Below are 15,997 nucleotides of genomic sequence, written 5' to 3' on the forward strand. Positions count from 1 at the left end.
GGTGAAGCGGCTGTGACGTGCGGAAAGTGGGGTTTCCGAATGGGGAACACGATACGGGGTGGGGGTGGGAGGGGCCCCGGGGCGGTCGGGGGCGCCTGCGGCGGGCCTTGTCCCCTACCCGCCCCTTCCCGAGACCGGGGCTCCGCCCCGGGCCCCCTCCTGTCCTCAGGCGCCGGACGGGCTCGGGTTCGGGGCTTCACCCCCGGCCACGCTCTTCGAACGCCGGAAAGGCTGGGTAGGAGGGCCGGGGCGGGGCCGGCTACTTCTCCGTCACGCCCGCCGAGTCGAATGTCGCCACCTCGTGCATCGCGCGCGCCGCGCTCTGCACGATCGGGAGCGCCAGCAGCGCGCCGGTGCCCTCGCCCAGGCGCAGGTCGAGGTCGACCAGCGGGCGCAGGCCCAGCTTGTTCAGCGCGGCGACATGGCCGGGCTCGGCGCTGCGGTGGCCGGCGATGCAGGCTGCCAGCGCCTCGGGGGCGATGGCGCGGGCGACCAGGGCCGCCGCGCCCGCGCTCACACCGTCCAGGATCACCGGCGTACGCAGGGAGGCTCCGCCGAGGAGGAAGCCCGCCATCGCCGCGTGCTCCAGGCCGCCGACCGCCGCGAGCACGCCGATCGGGTCGGCCGGGTCCGGCTGGTGCAGGTCGAGGGCGCGGCGGACGACGTCGACCTTGCGGGCGTGCATCTCGTCGTTGATGCCGGTCCCCCGGCCAGTCACCTCGGAGGCGTCGATCCCGGTGTACACGCAGATCAGCGCAGCCGACGCGGTGGTGTTGGCGATGCCCATCTCGCCGGTGAGCAGGGCCTTGTTGCCCGCCGCCACCAGGTCGCGGGCGGTCTCGATGCCCACCTCGATCGCGGCCAGGACCTCTTCGCGGCTGAGCGCGGGGCCCGTGGTGAAGTCCGCCGTTCCGGGCCGCACCTTGCGGGGCAGCAGGCCGGGGGTCGCGGGCAGGTCCGAGGCCACACCGACGTCCACCACGCAGACCTCCGCGCCGACCTGGGCCGCGAACGCGTTGCAGACAGCTCCGCCGCCCAGGAAGTTCGCCACCATCTGGGCGGTGACCTCCTGCGGCCAGGCGGTGACGCCCTGGGCGTGCACCCCGTGGTCACCGGCGAAGATCGCGACCGCCGCGGGCTCCGGGATCGGCGGCGGGCACATCCGGGAGAGCCCGGACAGCTGCGCGGAGATGATCTCCAGCATGCCGAGCGCACCGGCGGGCTTCGTCATCCGCTTCTGGCGTTCCCACGCCTCGCCGAGCGCCTTCGCGTCCAGCGGGCGAATCGCGGAGATCGTCTCCTGGAGCAGGTCGTGCGGTTCGGCGCCGGGCAGCGCGCGACGGCCGTACGTCTCCTCGTGGACGACCCAGGACAGCGGGCGGCGCTTGGACCAGCCCGCCTGCATCAGCTCGGGCTCCTCGGGGAACTCGTCGACGTAACCGACGCAGAGGTAGGCCACCACTTCGAGGTGCTCGGGCAGGCCCAGCGCGCGGACCATCTCCCGCTCGTCGAAGAAACTGACCCAGCCGACGCCGAGGCCCTCGGCGCGGGCCGCGAGCCACAGGTTCTCGACGGCCAGGGCCGAGGAGTACGGCGCCATCTGCGGCTGGGTGTGCCGGCCGAGGGTGTGGCGGCCGCCGCGGGTGGGGTCGGCGGTCACGACGATGTTGACCGGGGTGTCGAGGATCGCCTCGATCTTCAGTTCCTTGAACTGCTTCGCCCGGCCCTTGGGCAGCGACTTGGCGTAGGCGTCGCGCTGGCTCTGGGCCAGTTCGTGCATGGAGCGGCGCGTCTCCGCCGAGCGGATGACGACGAAGTCCCACGGCTGCGAGTGGCCGACGCTCGGCGCGGTGTGCGCCGCCTCCAGCACCCGGAGCAGGACCTCGTGCGGAATCGGGTCGCTGCGGAAGCCGTTGCGGATGTCCCGGCGCTCGCGCATGACCCGGAGCACCGCTTCCCGTTCGGCGTCGTCGTAGCCGGGGGCGGGCGGGGTGAACGGTTCGGCGGGCTCCTCGGGCTGCTGTGCCGGGCCGTCCTGCTGCGGAGCCTCGATGCTCTGCGGTGCCCCGGTCGGTGCCTCGGTCTCCTGCGGTGCCTCGGTGTCCTGCGGTGCCTCGGCCGGTGTCTGCTGGGCGGGCTCCGGCGGCTCCAAGAGCTCCGGCGTCTCGATGACCTCGGGGCCGGTGCCGTCCTCGGCTTCGGGTGCGACCACGTGGGCTGCTTCTGATTCTGCTTCGTCTGCCGCTTCTGCCGCCGTTGCCTCTGCGTGCTCGGGGGCGGGCTGGACCGCGGGTTCGGGGGCAGGGGCCGGGGCGGCCTCCTGCTCCGCTACGGGGAGCTGCTGGGCCGTCGGCTCCGGCGCGTCCGCTCCTTCAGCCACCGACTCCTCGGCGACCGGGGCGGGCTGTACGGGCTCGGGTGCGATCGGCGTGGCCACCTGCTCCACCACGACCGTCTCCGGAGCCGCGACGGCCTCCGGGTTCTCGGTCACCACTGCGGCCGGCACCGGCTCGACGGGCTGCGTCGCCTGCTCGGGCTGCGCCACCGGCTCGGCGACGGGCGGAGCCTGGGCCTGGGCCTGGGCCTGCGTCTGGGCCTGGACCTGGGGTTCGGGGGCAGGGGGTGCCTCCACCGGGGCGGCCTGTGCCTCGGGCTCCGGGGCCACCGCCACACCGTGCGTCTCGGGGGTGGCCGCCACCTCGTCGGCCGGGGGCTGGACAGGTGCGTCCGCAGGAGTCTCCGGCTGGGTCGCCTCGGGCTCCGGGACGACGACCGGTCCGGCCGGAGGCAGCTCCACGGCGGCGGCCGGCTCGGGGACGACCGTTTCTGCCGGGGCAGCCTCCGGCTGCGCAGCGGCAGCGGACTGCACCGGCTGGTCCAGCTGTACGACCGGGGCTGCCGCGGCCGCCGGGGCGGACACCGCCACCGGCTGTTCGGTCTCGACCACCGCAGGCTCCACCACCACCTGGGCCACCACCGGCTGCTCGGTCTCGACCATCTGCTCCGGCTGCTGAGCTGCCTCCGGCTCCGCGGCCACCGGCTCCGCGACGAACTGCTCCGGCTGCGGCTGCGGCGGATGTGCCCCCCACGGGGCGCCGGCCTGCGGCGGGATCTCGCCCAGCTGCGGGCCCGGCAGGGCCGAGGGGTCCTCGGCCGGGGCGTCGAAGTACTCGGGGCCCGTCGTCGGCGGGCCCGCGTGGCGTGCGGGGGCGGTCCGGGTGGCTCCGGCCGGGCCGCGGTCGGCCAGCGAGCGCACGACGCCGCCCTGCGTACCGCCGTACGTCGGGGCCTCGGCCGGAGCGGGGCCCCGGTGCAGGGGGCGGCGGGCGGGGGCGGCGGCCGCGTGTGCGCCGACCGGTGCGGGCGCGGGCGCCGGGATCCGTACGCCGTTGAGGTCCACGGAGCCGGAGTCACGGCCACCGGACTCGTGGGTGCCGTGCGTCTCGGCGGAAGCAGGAGCGGGGGCGGGGGCGGGCTGGCCCTGCTGCCCGGGAACCTGCGGCTGGGGCTGCTGCCCACCGTGCTCGGGCGCGGGCGGCGCGGCGGGCTGGCCCTGCGCGGGAGCCGGGGCGGCCTGCGGGTCGCTCCAGGCGCCCTGGGAGGTCGGCATCAGCAGAAGGTCGTCGTCCTCGGGGGTGTGCTCGGAGGGGTCGAGGAAGGTGTGCGCGTCCGGGGCGGGGATGCCCGGCTGCTCCACCATGCCTGCGTTCTCCGGCAGTCCCTCGCCCGGGATCTGGCCGGTGTCAGTCATGCGTACCCCTCGCCCATCGTCAGTGCTCCTTCGCCCTTCGCCCGGGATGCCGAGCCACGGCACGCCGGTGCTCGTCACCAAGAACGAGCGGGCTCGCCGCGCGGCACGAAACGCCCGCGGGGCTTCCTATTCTCGCGGCCGTTCGCCGCCGCGACAGGCAGTTCTGCCACGGCTCACTGTGGACTGCGCCACGTTGCGCGTCCCCCGGGTGGTGCCGTACCACAGTGCGGACCAAAACGGTCCACTTTTCCGGACATTGACGAACGAAGCGACGAACGGCCGGGCGCGGTACAACAATCGGCCAGCCTACCTCGCGTACCGGGCCGAACGGGTCAGGGGGCGAGGTCCGAACGCCGCGCGGACAGCAGGAACACGACCGACCTTTCGCGCTCGGTCCAGGCGGTGGTGTCCAGGTCGACGGACTGGAGCAGTGCGCATTCGACCGTGTAGCCGTTGCCGGTGAGCGCACCGCCGAGGGCCTCGGCCTCGTCCCGGGTCGAGGCGTGGGTCACGATGCGTTCGGGGCGGCGGTCGGTGACCGCGGTGGCCACCGGCACTCCCCCGCCGCCGATCCGTACGACGTCCGGTTCGGGCAGCCGTTCCAGGACGTGCGGAGCGCGGCCCCGGACGACCTGGACCGGGACACCGAAGGCGCGGGCGGCGGCCTCGGTGCGGGCGCAGGCGGCCGGGTCGGCGTCCACGGCCAGGACGGCCGCGCCGAAGCGGGCCGCCTCGACGGCCAGGGCGCCGCTGCCGGAGCCGATGTCCCAGACCAGGTCGCCGGTGCGGGGGCCGAGGCGGGCGAGCTGGGCGGCGCGCAGGCCGGGGAACTCGCCCTCGCCGGACTCCTGCATCCGCTCGGCCCCGGCGGCCCGGTAGGCCCCGGCAGGCAGAGCCCAGCCCCGTATCCCCTGGGGATAAGCGGGCTGGCGGCCGGCGATCCAGGCTCCGGCGGCGGTGGTCTCGGGGCCGCCGCCGATGACGATGACGACGTTGGGGTCGCGCCAGGCGTGGTCGGCCGCCTTGTCGGAGGTGAGAACGGTGACGCGCTCGCGGTCGGTGCCGAGTTCCTCGCAGATCACGAAGGTTCGGTGGACGCCGTCGAGGAGGAGGGCCAGTTCGGCGGGTCCGGCGCCCGGTGAGGTGAGGACGGCGACCTTGTGGTGGGCCCGGCAGACGTTGACCGCGCGGCGCAGGGTGCGGGGGTGGGCGACGACGATCTGGGCATCGTCCCAGGGCATGCCGGCCCGGGCGAAGGCGGCGGCCACGGAGGAGACGGCGGGGACGACCTCTACCTCCAGGCCGTGTTCGCGCGCACGCAGGGTGCGGACCACGCCGAAGAAGCCGGGGTCGCCGTCGGCGAGGACCACGGCGCTGCCGCGGTGTCCGGCGATCCTGCGGGCGGCCAGGTCGACGCTGCCGAGGCGGACGCGTTCGGCGTTCGGGGGCACTTCCGGCAGGGCGAGGTGGTGGGCGGCGCCCGCGACGAGCGTGGCGGCCGAGAGCGCGGCCGTGGCCGCTCTGGTCAGTGGCGAGCCGTCCCAGCCGATCACCGTGACCCGGTCGGCCATCGTCGTCTGTCTCCTGGGGTGTCGGAGGGAGCGGGGCGGTTGCCCGTGCACTGCCGGGCAGGGGTGAGGGTATCCGGTCCGGACCTGGGGCCCGCGGGTGGCCTCGGGCGCTACCTCCAGTCGTTGTACGTGCCGTAGTCGCCGGCGTCGGCGAGCTGTTCGGCGATGCCTTCCAGGTCCTCGGGGAGGAGTCCCCAGACGATCAGGTCGGTGCGGATGTCGGTCCAGCCGCCGTCGGTGCCGTTCTCGGTCCGGGTACGGGCGATGCGGGCGTTGCGCAGGACGCCCTCGCTGATGCAGCCGAGCTTCTGGGCGACCTGCTGGGAGGCGGTGTTGTCGGCGGGGGTGCGCAACTCGATGCGTTCGAAGCCCTGGTCGCGGAAGAGCCATTCGGCTATGGCGAGCACGGATTCGGTGGCGTACCCCTCGCCGCGTGCCCAGGGGGCGGTGATGTAGCGGACCTCGGTGGCCCGGGTGCGCCAGTCGGTGTTGAGGAGGCGGACGCTGCCGACGAGCCGCTGGGTGAGGAACTCGGTGACGGCGAGGGCGATGCCGTGGCCGGCGGTGCGTTCGGCAGGAGCGATCCTGCGGACCCAGCGTTCGGCGTCGACCTGGGTGTACGGGTTCGGCCCGTCCATCCACGCGGTGACCATCTCGTCGTTCATCATCTCGATGTACGCGGGGATGTCGGCCATCTCGAAGGGACGCATCACCAACCTGTCCGTGCTGATGGAGATGGACGGAAAGGTGGTAGTCATGCGCAGCTCCATGCCGAGGACCGGGTAAAAACACAGCATGCAGCATCGGGTCCGCCTTGCGCATGGGCGGGTCGGCACGACGGAGCCCCGCACCTCCGGGGAGGGAAGTACGGGGCTCCGTCGGCAAGTGCCGGGCTGGTGTCAGGACTTGGCGGGGGTACCGAAGGCCGGGACGATCGACCCCTGGTAGGTGTCCTCGACGAACTTCTTGACCTCGTCGGAGTTGAGGAGCTTCGCGAGCTTCTCGACGCGCGGGTCCTTCTCGTTGCCGTCCTTGACCGCCAGGAAGTTGGCGTACGGGTTGCCCTCGGCCTTCTCCAGGGCGAGGGAGTCCTTGCCGGGCTTCAGCTCGGCCTCGATGGCGTAGTTGCCGTTGATGACGGCGGCGTCCACGTCGTCCAGGGCGCGGGGCACGGTGGCGGCCTCCAGCTCCTTGAACTCCAGGCCCTTCTTGTCGGTGATGTCGCTCAGCTTGGCGCTGGTGCCGACGCCGTCCTTGACGGTGATCAGGCCGTTCTCGGCGAGCAGCTGGAGGGCGCGGCCGCCGTTGGTGGTGTCGTTGGGGACGGCGATGGTCTGTCCGGCCTTGATGTCCTTCAGGTCCTTGACCGTCTTGGAGTAGAGGCCGAGCGGCTCCAGGTGCACGTCGACCACGGGCACGATGGTGGTCTTCTGCTTCGCGTTGAAGTCGTCCAGGTAGGGCTTGTGCTGGAAGAAGTTGGCGTCGACCTGCCCGTTCTGGGTGGCGGTGTTCGGCAGGACGTAGTCCGTGAACTCCTTGACCTCCAGCTTGAGGCCCTCCTTCGCCGCCAGGTTCTTCTTGACGAAGTTCAGGATGTCCGCGTGCGGGGTCGGGGAGGCGGCGACGACCAGGGCCTTGGAGGTGTCGGCGTTCGCGCCGGTCTCGCTCTTGGACGCCGGGTCGGAGTCCGTACCGCAGGCGCCGAGGCCCAGGGCGAGGGCGGCGGCGGAAGCGACAGCTGCGGTGATCTTGATGTTCTTGCGCACGAAAAGTGCCTCTTTCTTGTGGTGGTGGTGCGCCCGGACAAGGAGTTCGGGCTCGGTGGGAAGGAAAGTCGGGGGTGGCGGCCTCAGGAGGCGGTGCGGCCGCGGCGGGCCAGCAGCCGGACGGTGAGGTCGCCGATCAGCTGGATCACGGTGACGATGACGATCAGCAGCGCGACGGTGATCAGCATGAACTGGTTGTCGAAGCGCTGGAATCCGTAGGTGACGGCCTTGGAGCCGAGCCCTTCGCCGCCGACCGCGCCGGCCATCGCGGAGTAGCCGATGAGCACGATGAGGGTGGTGGTGACTCCCGAGACGAGCGAGGGCAGGGCCTGCGGGAGGAGCACCTTGCGGACGATCGTGGGGATGGAGCCGCCCATCGACTGCACCGCTTCGACGAGCCCGTGGTCGACCTCGCGGATCGCCGTCTCGACGAGCCGGGCGAAGAACGGGATGGCGCCGACGGCGAGCGGCACGATCATCGCGGTGGGGCCGATGAAGGTGCCGACCACCCAGGTGGTGAAGGGGATCAGGGCGATCAGCAGGATGATGAACGGCAGCGAGCGGCCGATGTTCACGATCACGCCGATGACCTTGTTCACCACGGTGTTCTGCAGCAGTCCGCCCTTGTCGGTGAGGACCAGCAGGACGCCGAGCGGCAGTCCGCCGGCGACGGTGACCAGCGCGGACCACAGCACCATGTAGAGGGTGTCGACGGTGCCCTGGGTCAGCAGGGGCTGCATTTCGGACCAGGTCACTTGACGGCCTCCTTGGTGAGCGGGGCGGGCGTCTGCGCCGGCACGACGGTGATGGTGTCCTGCGGACCGTTCGCGTACTCGACGACCTCGGCCCGCAGGCCCTGCTCGCGCAGGAAGCCGATGGGGACGACGTTCTCCTCGAAGCGGCCGGGCAGCTCGATGCGCATCCGGCCGATCTGCTTGCCGCCGACGGTGTCCATCGCGGCGCCGAGGATCGAGATGTCGATGTTGTACGTACGGGAGAGCTGGGAGATGACCGGCTGGGAGGCCGACTCCCCCTGGAAGGTGACGTCCACGACCGTGCGGTCCGGGCCGGAGGCGTTCCCGCCCACCGGGAACAGTTCGTGGGCCAGTTCGGAGCCGGGGGTGGCGAGGAGTTCGCCGACGGTCCCGGACTCGACGATCCGGCCGCGCCGCATGAGGGCCGCGGAGTCGCAGATGGTCTTGACGACGTCCATCTCGTGGGTGATGAGCAGGACGGTCAGGCCGAGCTGCTGGTTGAGGTCGCGCAGCAGCTGGAGGATGGAGCGGGTGGTCTCGGGGTCGAGCGCGGAGGTCGCCTCGTCCGAGAGCAGCACCTGGGGGTCGCCCGCGAGGGCGCGGGCTATGCCCACGCGCTGCTTCTGGCCGCCGGAGAGCTGACCGGGGTAGGACTTCGCCCTTTCGGCGAGGCCGACCAGGTCGAGGAGGTCCTTGGCCTTGCGGGTGCGCTCCTGGCCGTCGATGCCGAGGATCTCCAGCGGCAGCTTCACATTGTCCAGGACGGTGCGGGAGTCCAGCAGGTTGAAGTGCTGGAAGACCATGCCGATGCGGGTGCGCGCCCGGCGCAGCTCCGCACTCGCCCGCCGGCCGCGGCCTGCGAGGGCGGTGAGGTCCTGGCCGGCCACCGTCACGGTGCCGGAGGTGGGGCGTTCCAGGAGGTTGACGCAGCGGATCAGGGAGGATTTTCCGGCGCCGCTCTGTCCGATGACGCCGTACACCTCGCCTTCGCGGACGTGCAGGTCGACGCCGTCGAGTGCGGTGACCTCACGGTCGCGCGACTGGTAGACCTTCGTGAGGCCCGTCGTGGTGATCACAGGGGTTTCCGTCACTGTCGAGTGCGCGGCGCGGTGTCCGCCGGGCACGGGGCATTCGTCTGAAGAGACTGTTCGGGCTGTTCGGCCGGGGGTCTCGGCATGGCTGTACGCGGCGGTCGCCGGGGGGGGGGCAGCACATGCGCGGGCGCGCTCGTTCCGCGTGGTGCGGACGGCGCAGGCTCGGTCTCGCTTCGGGGCGCGAGGCTCAGGCGGGGGCCCTCAGAAGGCGCGCATTCGACACATACAACGAGCACCGGGCGTGCTGATCGCCTCGGTCGCAAGGGTGCGGCTGCTCGTCGTGGTCATGGGCCAAGTAAAACAGACGTGACGACTCCACGGTCCCCGCCGTCCGCATAGCGGACAGTGCTGGATGGCCGGACGGCCACGCTCCGGTTCTGTCACCCCATGGTCGGCGTGCGGCTGTGACCTGCGGTGACAAGGGTTCTACAGGGGTACGCCCCAAGGCGTCCGGGCGTCCGGGGAGCGGAACCTCGTCCGCCGGTTGTGGCCAAGGCCACGACGCTCGCCGCCGGGGCGGCGGCCGCTCATCCGGTCCGTTCCCGGTCCGTTCCCGGGCTGCTTCCGGCCCGGTCCGTCGTGGCCGGGGCCGCACGCGGGCGGGCGTTCCGTCCGTAATACCCTCGACTCATGCTTGACGCCCTGACGGTCGCGGTCGCCGTGGCCGCGCTCGCCCTCGCCGCCTGGTGCGGACACGCCGCCTACCGGGACCAGCCGACGAAGGACTGGCATTTCATCGGGATGGCGGTCGTCTCCGTGCTGGCGCTGGCCCAGTTGGTGGTGGGCGTCGTGCAGCTGGCGCGCGGGGAGCGGCCGGAGCAGGGGATGGCGGTGTTCATCGCCTATCTGATCGGTTCGTTCGCCGCCGTGCCCGCGGCAGGGTTTCTGTCGTTGACCGAGCGGACCCGCTGGGGCTCGGTCACGGTGGCGGCGGGCGCGGTCGTGCTGGCGGTTCTGGAAGTCCGGCTCTATGACATCTGGGGAAACTGACGTGAGCGACACCGACCGCCCCGAGGTGGCCACGACCCCCAAGCCGTCCTTCGACCTGGGCACCGGTCCCGGCCGGGTCCTGGTCTGGTTCTACGGGGTGTTCACGGTCGCGGCGGCCTCACGCACCATCGTCGAGATGATCAGGGGCTTCGACCGGGCGCCGCTGGCGTACGCGCTCTCGGCGGTCGCGGCGCTGGTCTACGGCTTCATCACGTACTCCCTGGTGCGCGGCGGGGAGAAGGCCCGTCAGGCGGCGCTGGTGTGCTGTGCCGCCGAGCTGCTGGGCGTGCTGGTCGTCGGCGCGTGGACGCTGGCGGAGCCGGCCGCCTTCCCGGACTCGACGGTGTGGTCGGACTTCGGGATGGGCTACCTCTTCATCCCGGTGATCCTGCCGGTCACGGGGATGATCTGGCTGCGCCGCGCGAAGACGGCGGCGGTCTGAGGGACCGCTCCCGCCGCGCGCGGCGCACGGTCAGGCGCTGGTCACGTAGTCCCGGTCCGCGGCGTCCTTCTCCAGCAGGACCATCCGGACGCCGTCCGCTCCGGTGACGGCCCCGACCTGGGCGTATCCGGCCCGCCGGTAGAGCCGCAGATTGCCTTCGCTGCGGTGTCCGCTGTGCAGCCGGAAGCGGGTCGCCGCCCGCTCGGCGGAGAGCGCCGACTCGGCGGCCAGCAGCAGCCGGGCGCCGAGGCCGTGGCCCTGGAGCCGGGGGTGGACGCAGAGCTTGCCGATGAGGCCCGTGCCGTCGGGGTCGGTGAATCCTCGGACCGAGCCGACGACTTCGTCCCCGAGCCGGGCCACGAACGCCAGGTCGTCGGCGACTTCGGCGCGCAGCGAATCGAGGCTCTGGACGAGCGGGTCGATCCGGTAGTTGTCGTACAGCTCCGCCTCGCGCTGGAAGCAGAGGTACTGAAGTCTGAATATCTGCTCGACGTCCTGTGCCGTCGCCGCCGAGATGGTCACGCTCATGCCCATGTGTGCACGCCTCCCGCTCACCTGTCCGCCGGTTGCCTACCGCTCCCTATCCCCGCACGGATGGGGCGACAACCTCCGCAGCCAGCATTCTGCGCAGACATCCAAGGCAACGGGAACGGATCGGGCCCAAGCTCCCCTGTGACATACCCAACTCCCCTGCGATTTCCCGGTAGGTCGGGTCGTTGGGGGCGAGCATCGCCTCCAGCAGCCGGGGGCAGCGTCCTGGCAGCCGCGCCACCGCGGAGCGCAGCGCCCGGCGTTCGGCGCCCCCGAGGGCGGCGCGTTCCGGACAGTCGGCCGATCCGGCGGCGGGTTCCGTTCCGGCGTACGGGCGTTCCCGCCGGGCCGCGCGGCGTCCTCGGCGGGCCTCCGCCCGTACGGTGTCGCGCACCCAGCGGGCCGCGTCGGCGGGCGGTCCGACCGCCGCGGGGCGCTCCAGCAGCCGTACCCACACGCCCTGTTCGAGGTCGGCGGGGTCGAGCCCGGCGGCCGGGGCCTCCGCCCTCGCCTCGGCGCGGACCAGGGGTTGCAGGGCGCGGACGACGCGGTCGGTGGAGGCGGCCGGGTCGAGGTCATGATCGAGAAGCGTCATGCCCCGGCGGACGTACCGGTGGCGGCCGTTGGTTGCCCCGAAGGCGCGGCACCACCCGACCGGGGCATGCCGGGGCCGGCGGCTGACGGCGGCCCGGGGCGCCGCTCCCGTATGCGGGTAACGGCGCCCGGGGCACCGCATCTCGCGTACGGGAGGTGCGGCGCGCCGGGCGCCGTACGGTGTCAGCGCCCGGCGCGGTCCGCCGCCGCGAGCAGGGCCGTGTCCGGGTGGTCGGCGAAGATGCCGTCGATGCCGGTGGCGAGGTAGGCGGCGCAGGCGCCGAACACGTCCCCGTAGGCGTTGGGGTCGGTGCCGCGTCGGAAGTCGGCGGGCAGGAAGCTGTTCTCGTTGCGCATCGTGTACGGGTGCAGCAGCAGGCCCTTGGCGTGCGCGTCCCGTACGAGCGTGGTCGGGGTGGTGAGCCGCCCCGAGGCGTCCTTGGGGATGACGAGGTCGAGGGTGGGACCGATGCCCTGCGCGAAGGAGGCCATCCACCTCAGCCCGGCGGGCTTCACCAGGTCGGCGACGGTGCGCGGGTCGCCCGACTCGACGAAGTCCCAGGGGCGCGCCTTCGGGCCGGACAGCAGCACGATACGCGGGGTGGCGACGAGGCGCGCGAGGCGCTGGACCGAGCTGGGCTCGAAGGACTGGAGGATGAGCGCGGAGTTCCTGCGGTCCCGGCCGTAACGACGCAGCAGCCGGGCGAGCGGCTCCTCCAGGCCGAGACCCAGCTTCCGGAAGTACGTGGGGTGCTTGGTCTCCACGTACAGCCAGACCGGCTTGCCGCGCTTGCGGCCCTCCCTCTCCGCCCAGCGCAGGACCTCCTCGAAGGTGGGGATCGTCCAGCGGCCGTCGTAGAGGGTGTTGTCCGGGCGGTTGCCCGGGATGCGCTCCTTGGCCCGCAGGGTCTTGAGCTCGGCGAGGGTGAAGTCCTCGGTGAACCAGCCGGTCAGGGAGTGGCCGTCGATGCTCTTGGTGGCCTTGCGGCCGGCGAACTCGGGGTGGTCGGCGACGTCGGTGGTGGCGGTGATGTCGTTCTCGTGGCGGCAGACGAGGTGGCCGTCCTTGGTCGGCACGAGGTCCTGCTCGACGATGTGCGCCCCCATGTCGAGGGCCAGCTGATAGGAGCCGAGGGTGTGCTCGGGACGGTAGCCGCTGGCTCCGCGGTGGCCGATCACCGTCGGCACGGGCAGATCGCGCAGCGATCCGTGGCCGCCACCGTGACCGCGGCCCCGCTCGGCGGCCTGGGCGGCGGCGGGCAGGCCCAGGGCCGCGGTGCCGAGGACCGCGGCGCCCAGAAGGGTCCGCCGGCCGGGGGTCGTCCGCGCACGCTCCGTCATGAATGCTCCTCGCTTGGTGATGTCCGGGTCCGGTCGGGAGAGGCCCGATCGTAGGCTGGGAGCCGTACGAGAGGGCGGATCCTCGGCCAACATGGCGGAAACACATGTCAACACCGCGTATCCGTTTCGTGAACCCGATGTGCGATCAGCGCATACCCGCGAGTATCGTCCTCACCTGCACCGACCATCATCCGTCGGCACCGGCCACCGCCCGGTGGACCTCGATCCACCGCGGCCGGCCCGGCCACGACACCGGAGGAACCGTTGTCCCGTCTCACGGTCATCAAGGCAGTGCTCGGACCGATTCTGCGCCTGATGTTCCGCCCACAGGTGGAAGGCGTCGAGAACATTCCCGGGACCGGGCCGGTGATCCTCGCGGGCAACCACCTCACGTTCATCGACTCGATGATCATGCCGATCTGCTGCGACCGGCCGGTGTTCTACATCGGCAAGGACGAGTACGTCACGGGCAAGGGCCTCAAGGGCAAGCTGATGGCCTGGTTCTTCACCGGCTGCGGCATGATCCCGGTGGACCGGGACGGCGGCCGGGGCGGGGTCGCGGCGCTGATGACCGGACGCCGGGTGCTGGAGGAGGGGCAGGCCTTCGCGATCTACCCCGAGGGCACCCGCTCCCCCGACGGCCGGCTCTACCGGGGCCGTACGGGCATCGCGCGGCTGACGCTGATGACGGGTGCGCCGGTGATCCCGTTCGCGATGATCGGCACCGACAAGCTGCAGCCGGGCGGCGCGGGCCTGCCCCGGCCGGGCAAGGTCACGGTGCGCTTCGGCGAGCCGATGGAGTTCTCCCGGTACGAGGGCATGGACCGCGACCGCTATGTGCTGCGGGCGGTGACCGACTCGGTGATGGCCGAGGTGATGCGGCTGTCCGGCCAGGAGTACGTGGACATGTACGCGACGAAGGCCAAGGCCGCCTGACCCGTTCGACGGCCACGGAGAACACCGCCCGACCGTCGGCACAGTCACGGAGAGGGGCCCGCACCCCCGGATGGGTGCGGGCCCCTCTCCGTACGGCCCAACGGCCTACGGGTGCTCGGCGCCTTCCTCCAGCTTCTGGCCCCGCAGCAGGAACCAGGCGGCGACGGCCGCCGCCAGCAGCACCGCCGCACCGACGCCCGCGGCCGACCGCAGTCCGTCGACGAACGCCTCCTGGGCCGCCGAGACCAGCGGCCCAGCCTGGGCTGCGGACAGTGCCCCGGCGGCCTCGACCGCCCCGCCCAGCGACTCGTGGGCGGCCGACTCGACGTCGGCCGGGATGCCGGACGGGGTCGGGAAGCCCCGGTAGACACCGGTGACGATGGAGCCGAGCAGGGCGATGCCGAGGGCCGCGCCCAGTTCGTACGCGGTCTCGGAGACGGCGGACGCGGAGCCCGCCTGCTCCTTCGGGACGCTGGAGAGGATCACGTCGGCGGTGACGGTGAAGGCGAAGCCCGCGCCGACGCCTACGACCAGCAGCATGGCGCCGAGCAGCGGATAGCCGGTGTGCTGGTCGAGCAGGGTCACACTGCCCAGGGCCAGCCCGACCGCGGCCAGGCCGCCCGAGACGACGACGCGGACCGTGAAGCGGCGGGCGGCGAAGCCGGCCAGCAGACCGGCGGTCACCGCGCCGATCGCGGCGGGCAGTTCGGCGAGTCCGGCCTCCAGCGGGCCCCGGCCCTGCACCAGTTGCAGGAACTGGGAGAGGAAGAAGACCAGACCCGACAGGCCGAGGATGGTCAGCAGGTCGGCGAGGACCGCGCCGGAGAAGCCCCGGTGGTGGAAGAGCCGCATGTCCAGCAGGGGTGCCGGCAGACGCAGTTGCCTGCGGACGAACCAGGTGAGCGCGGCGGCGCCGAGGACGGCCGCCGCCCCGGCCTCCCAGCTCACCCCGTGCGAGGCCGCCTCCTTGATGGCGTACACGACACCGATCATGCCGACCAGGGAGAGCGCGACGCTGAGCATGTCCCACGGGCCGGGGGCCGGGTTCTTGGACTCGGGGATCAGCTTGATGCCGACGACGACCAGGACGGCCATCACGGGCAGATTGATGAGGAAGACCGAACCCCACCAGAAGTGTTCGAGCAGGAACCCGCCGACGACCGGACCGACGGCCGCACCCGCCGAGGCCATGGCGCCCCAGATCCCGATGGCGAGGCTGCGCTCGCGCGGGTCGTGGAAGAGGTTGCGGATCAGGGCGAGGGTGGACGGCATCAGGGTGGCGCCCGCGACACCGAGCAGCGCCCGGGCCACGATCATCATCTCGGGCGTGGTCGCGTACGCGTTGAGCACGGAGACCGCGCCGAACGCGACGGCACCGACCAGCAGCAGCTTCTTGCGGCCGATGCGGTCGCCGAGGCTGCCCATCGAGACGAGCAGGCCGGCGATGACGAAGGAGTAGACGTCACCGATCCAGAGCAGCTGGGTGCCGGTGGGTTCGAGGTCCTCACTGAGGAACGGGGTGGCGAGACCGAGGACGGTCGCGTCCACGGCCACCAGCAGCACGGCGAGGACGAGGACGGCGAGCGCGATCCACCGCCCCGGGCGGCGTACCTCGTCCGCGGTGTCCTGGTTCTGGTCGGTGCTGGTCATTGCTCCACGCTCCGGCGTGCTCCGCCGAGCAGCAACTCGACGATCATGTGCTGGAAATCCTGTGCGGCGACCCGTCCCGCCTGGACGGCCCAGGCGCCGGTGCCGACGAGCCCGTAGAGGGCTTCCGTCAGCCAGGCGGGGGTGAGGTCGATTCGGAATTCGCCGCGTTCCTGGCCGCGGCGGAAGAAGGCGGAGACGCGGGCGTCGGCCCGGTTCCAGCCCTCGTTGACCTCGTCGCCCTCGAAGAGCTGGTTCTCGTTGACGAGGAAGGACAGCAGTCCGGCGCTGGGCTCGACGGCCGCGATGAGGCGGCGCAGCCCCTCCTCGGAGGTGTCCTCGTCGAGCCGGGCGGCGTCCAGGGCCGCCTCGAACTCCTGGATGCCGAGATCCTCCAGCGCCTTCACCAGGGCGTCGCGCCCGGCGAAGTGGCGGTGGAGCGTGGCCCGGCCGATGCCCGCCGCCTTGGCGACCTCGTCCATGGTGGCGGTCGATTTGTGGGTCAGCAGGGCGGCGGCGCTGCGCAGCACCTGCTCACGGTCGAGAGTCATGAGACGACTGTAACCCATATGAGACACG

General features: G+C 72.2%; 14 protein-coding genes. 3 read left to right on the forward strand and 11 right to left on the reverse strand.

Annotation, left to right across the window (positions count from 1 at the left end; all coding sequences use genetic code 11):
• Window positions 1-259 precede the first annotated feature (259 nt).
• The 6 genes from cobT to B9S58_RS34275 all read right to left on the reverse strand — a co-directional run bounded on the left by cobT (window position 260) and on the right by B9S58_RS34275 (window position 8,919).
• The gene (gene cobT, locus B9S58_RS34250) at window positions 260-3,751 is read right to left on the reverse strand and encodes a nicotinate-nucleotide--dimethylbenzimidazole phosphoribosyltransferase (protein WP_103535773.1); all 3,492 of its coding nucleotides are present in this window, start codon (window positions 3,749-3,751) and stop codon (window positions 260-262) included.
• A gap of 332 nt (window positions 3,752-4,083) precedes the next feature.
• Window positions 4,084-5,322, reverse strand: a complete 1,239-nt coding sequence (cbiE, locus tag B9S58_RS34255) for a precorrin-6y C5,15-methyltransferase (decarboxylating) subunit CbiE (RefSeq protein WP_103535774.1) — start codon at window positions 5,320-5,322, stop codon at window positions 4,084-4,086.
• A 110-nt stretch (window positions 5,323-5,432) separates the two neighbouring features.
• Entirely contained in the window at window positions 5,433-6,119 is a 687-nt protein-coding gene (locus B9S58_RS34260) for a GNAT family N-acetyltransferase (protein WP_103535775.1), read from the reverse strand.
• A 102-nt stretch (window positions 6,120-6,221) separates the two neighbouring features.
• Window positions 6,222-7,088, reverse strand: a complete 867-nt coding sequence (locus B9S58_RS34265; RefSeq protein ID WP_103535776.1) for a MetQ/NlpA family ABC transporter substrate-binding protein — start codon at window positions 7,086-7,088, stop codon at window positions 6,222-6,224.
• 83 nt (window positions 7,089-7,171) lie between these two features.
• Window positions 7,172-7,843, reverse strand: a complete 672-nt coding sequence (locus tag B9S58_RS34270) for a methionine ABC transporter permease (protein ID WP_069755887.1) — start codon at window positions 7,841-7,843, stop codon at window positions 7,172-7,174.
• Window positions 7,840-8,919, reverse strand: a complete 1,080-nt coding sequence (locus tag B9S58_RS34275; RefSeq protein ID WP_103535777.1) for a methionine ABC transporter ATP-binding protein — start codon at window positions 8,917-8,919, stop codon at window positions 7,840-7,842. The genes B9S58_RS34270 and B9S58_RS34275 overlap by 4 nt, the downstream gene beginning before the upstream one ends.
• A gap of 648 nt (window positions 8,920-9,567) precedes the next feature.
• Between B9S58_RS34275 and B9S58_RS34280 the strand changes: the two genes are divergently transcribed.
• Window positions 9,568-9,927 (forward strand): hypothetical protein, encoded by a 360-nt coding sequence (locus B9S58_RS34280; RefSeq protein ID WP_103507461.1) that lies wholly within the window; start codon window positions 9,568-9,570, stop codon window positions 9,925-9,927.
• 1 nt (window position 9,928) lies between these two features.
• The gene (locus tag B9S58_RS34285; RefSeq protein WP_103535778.1) at window positions 9,929-10,369 is read left to right on the forward strand and encodes a hypothetical protein; all 441 of its coding nucleotides are present in this window, start codon (window positions 9,929-9,931) and stop codon (window positions 10,367-10,369) included.
• A gap of 30 nt (window positions 10,370-10,399) precedes the next feature.
• Here B9S58_RS34285 and B9S58_RS34290 read toward each other — a convergent pair whose 3' ends face one another.
• The 3 genes from B9S58_RS34290 to B9S58_RS34300 form a co-directional block, all read right to left on the reverse strand.
• Window positions 10,400-10,903, reverse strand: coding sequence for a GNAT family N-acetyltransferase (locus B9S58_RS34290; protein WP_103535779.1), 504 nt, complete (start codon window positions 10,901-10,903; stop codon window positions 10,400-10,402).
• A 46-nt stretch (window positions 10,904-10,949) separates the two neighbouring features.
• Window positions 10,950-11,495, reverse strand: coding sequence for a sigma-70 family RNA polymerase sigma factor (locus B9S58_RS34295; protein WP_103535780.1), 546 nt, complete (start codon window positions 11,493-11,495; stop codon window positions 10,950-10,952).
• Window positions 11,496-11,677: 182 nt separating this feature from the next.
• Window positions 11,678-12,835: a glycerophosphodiester phosphodiesterase gene (locus B9S58_RS34300; protein ID WP_103535781.1), complete on the reverse strand. Its 1,158-nt coding sequence runs from the start codon at window positions 12,833-12,835 to the stop codon at window positions 11,678-11,680.
• A gap of 264 nt (window positions 12,836-13,099) precedes the next feature.
• On the opposite strand from B9S58_RS34300, the gene B9S58_RS34305 reads away from it, so the two are divergent.
• Entirely contained in the window at window positions 13,100-13,771 is a 672-nt protein-coding gene (locus B9S58_RS34305; RefSeq protein WP_050359578.1) for a 1-acyl-sn-glycerol-3-phosphate acyltransferase, read from the forward strand.
• 105 nt (window positions 13,772-13,876) lie between these two features.
• Here the strand turns inward: B9S58_RS34305 and B9S58_RS34310 are convergent, their stop codons facing one another.
• Window positions 13,877-15,421, reverse strand: a complete 1,545-nt coding sequence (locus B9S58_RS34310) for an MFS transporter (RefSeq protein WP_103535782.1) — start codon at window positions 15,419-15,421, stop codon at window positions 13,877-13,879.
• On the reverse strand, window positions 15,418-15,969 hold the full coding sequence (locus tag B9S58_RS34315) for a TetR/AcrR family transcriptional regulator (protein WP_103535783.1): 552 nt from the start codon (window positions 15,967-15,969) through the stop codon (window positions 15,418-15,420). Before B9S58_RS34315 ends, B9S58_RS34310 begins: the two co-directional genes overlap by 4 nt.
• Window positions 15,970-15,997 lie beyond the last annotated feature (28 nt).

Origin of the sequence: Streptomyces sp. SM11, from assembly GCF_002910905.1 — a bacterium.
In the GTDB taxonomy this organism is placed as follows: Bacteria; Actinomycetota; Actinomycetes; order Streptomycetales; family Streptomycetaceae; genus Streptomyces.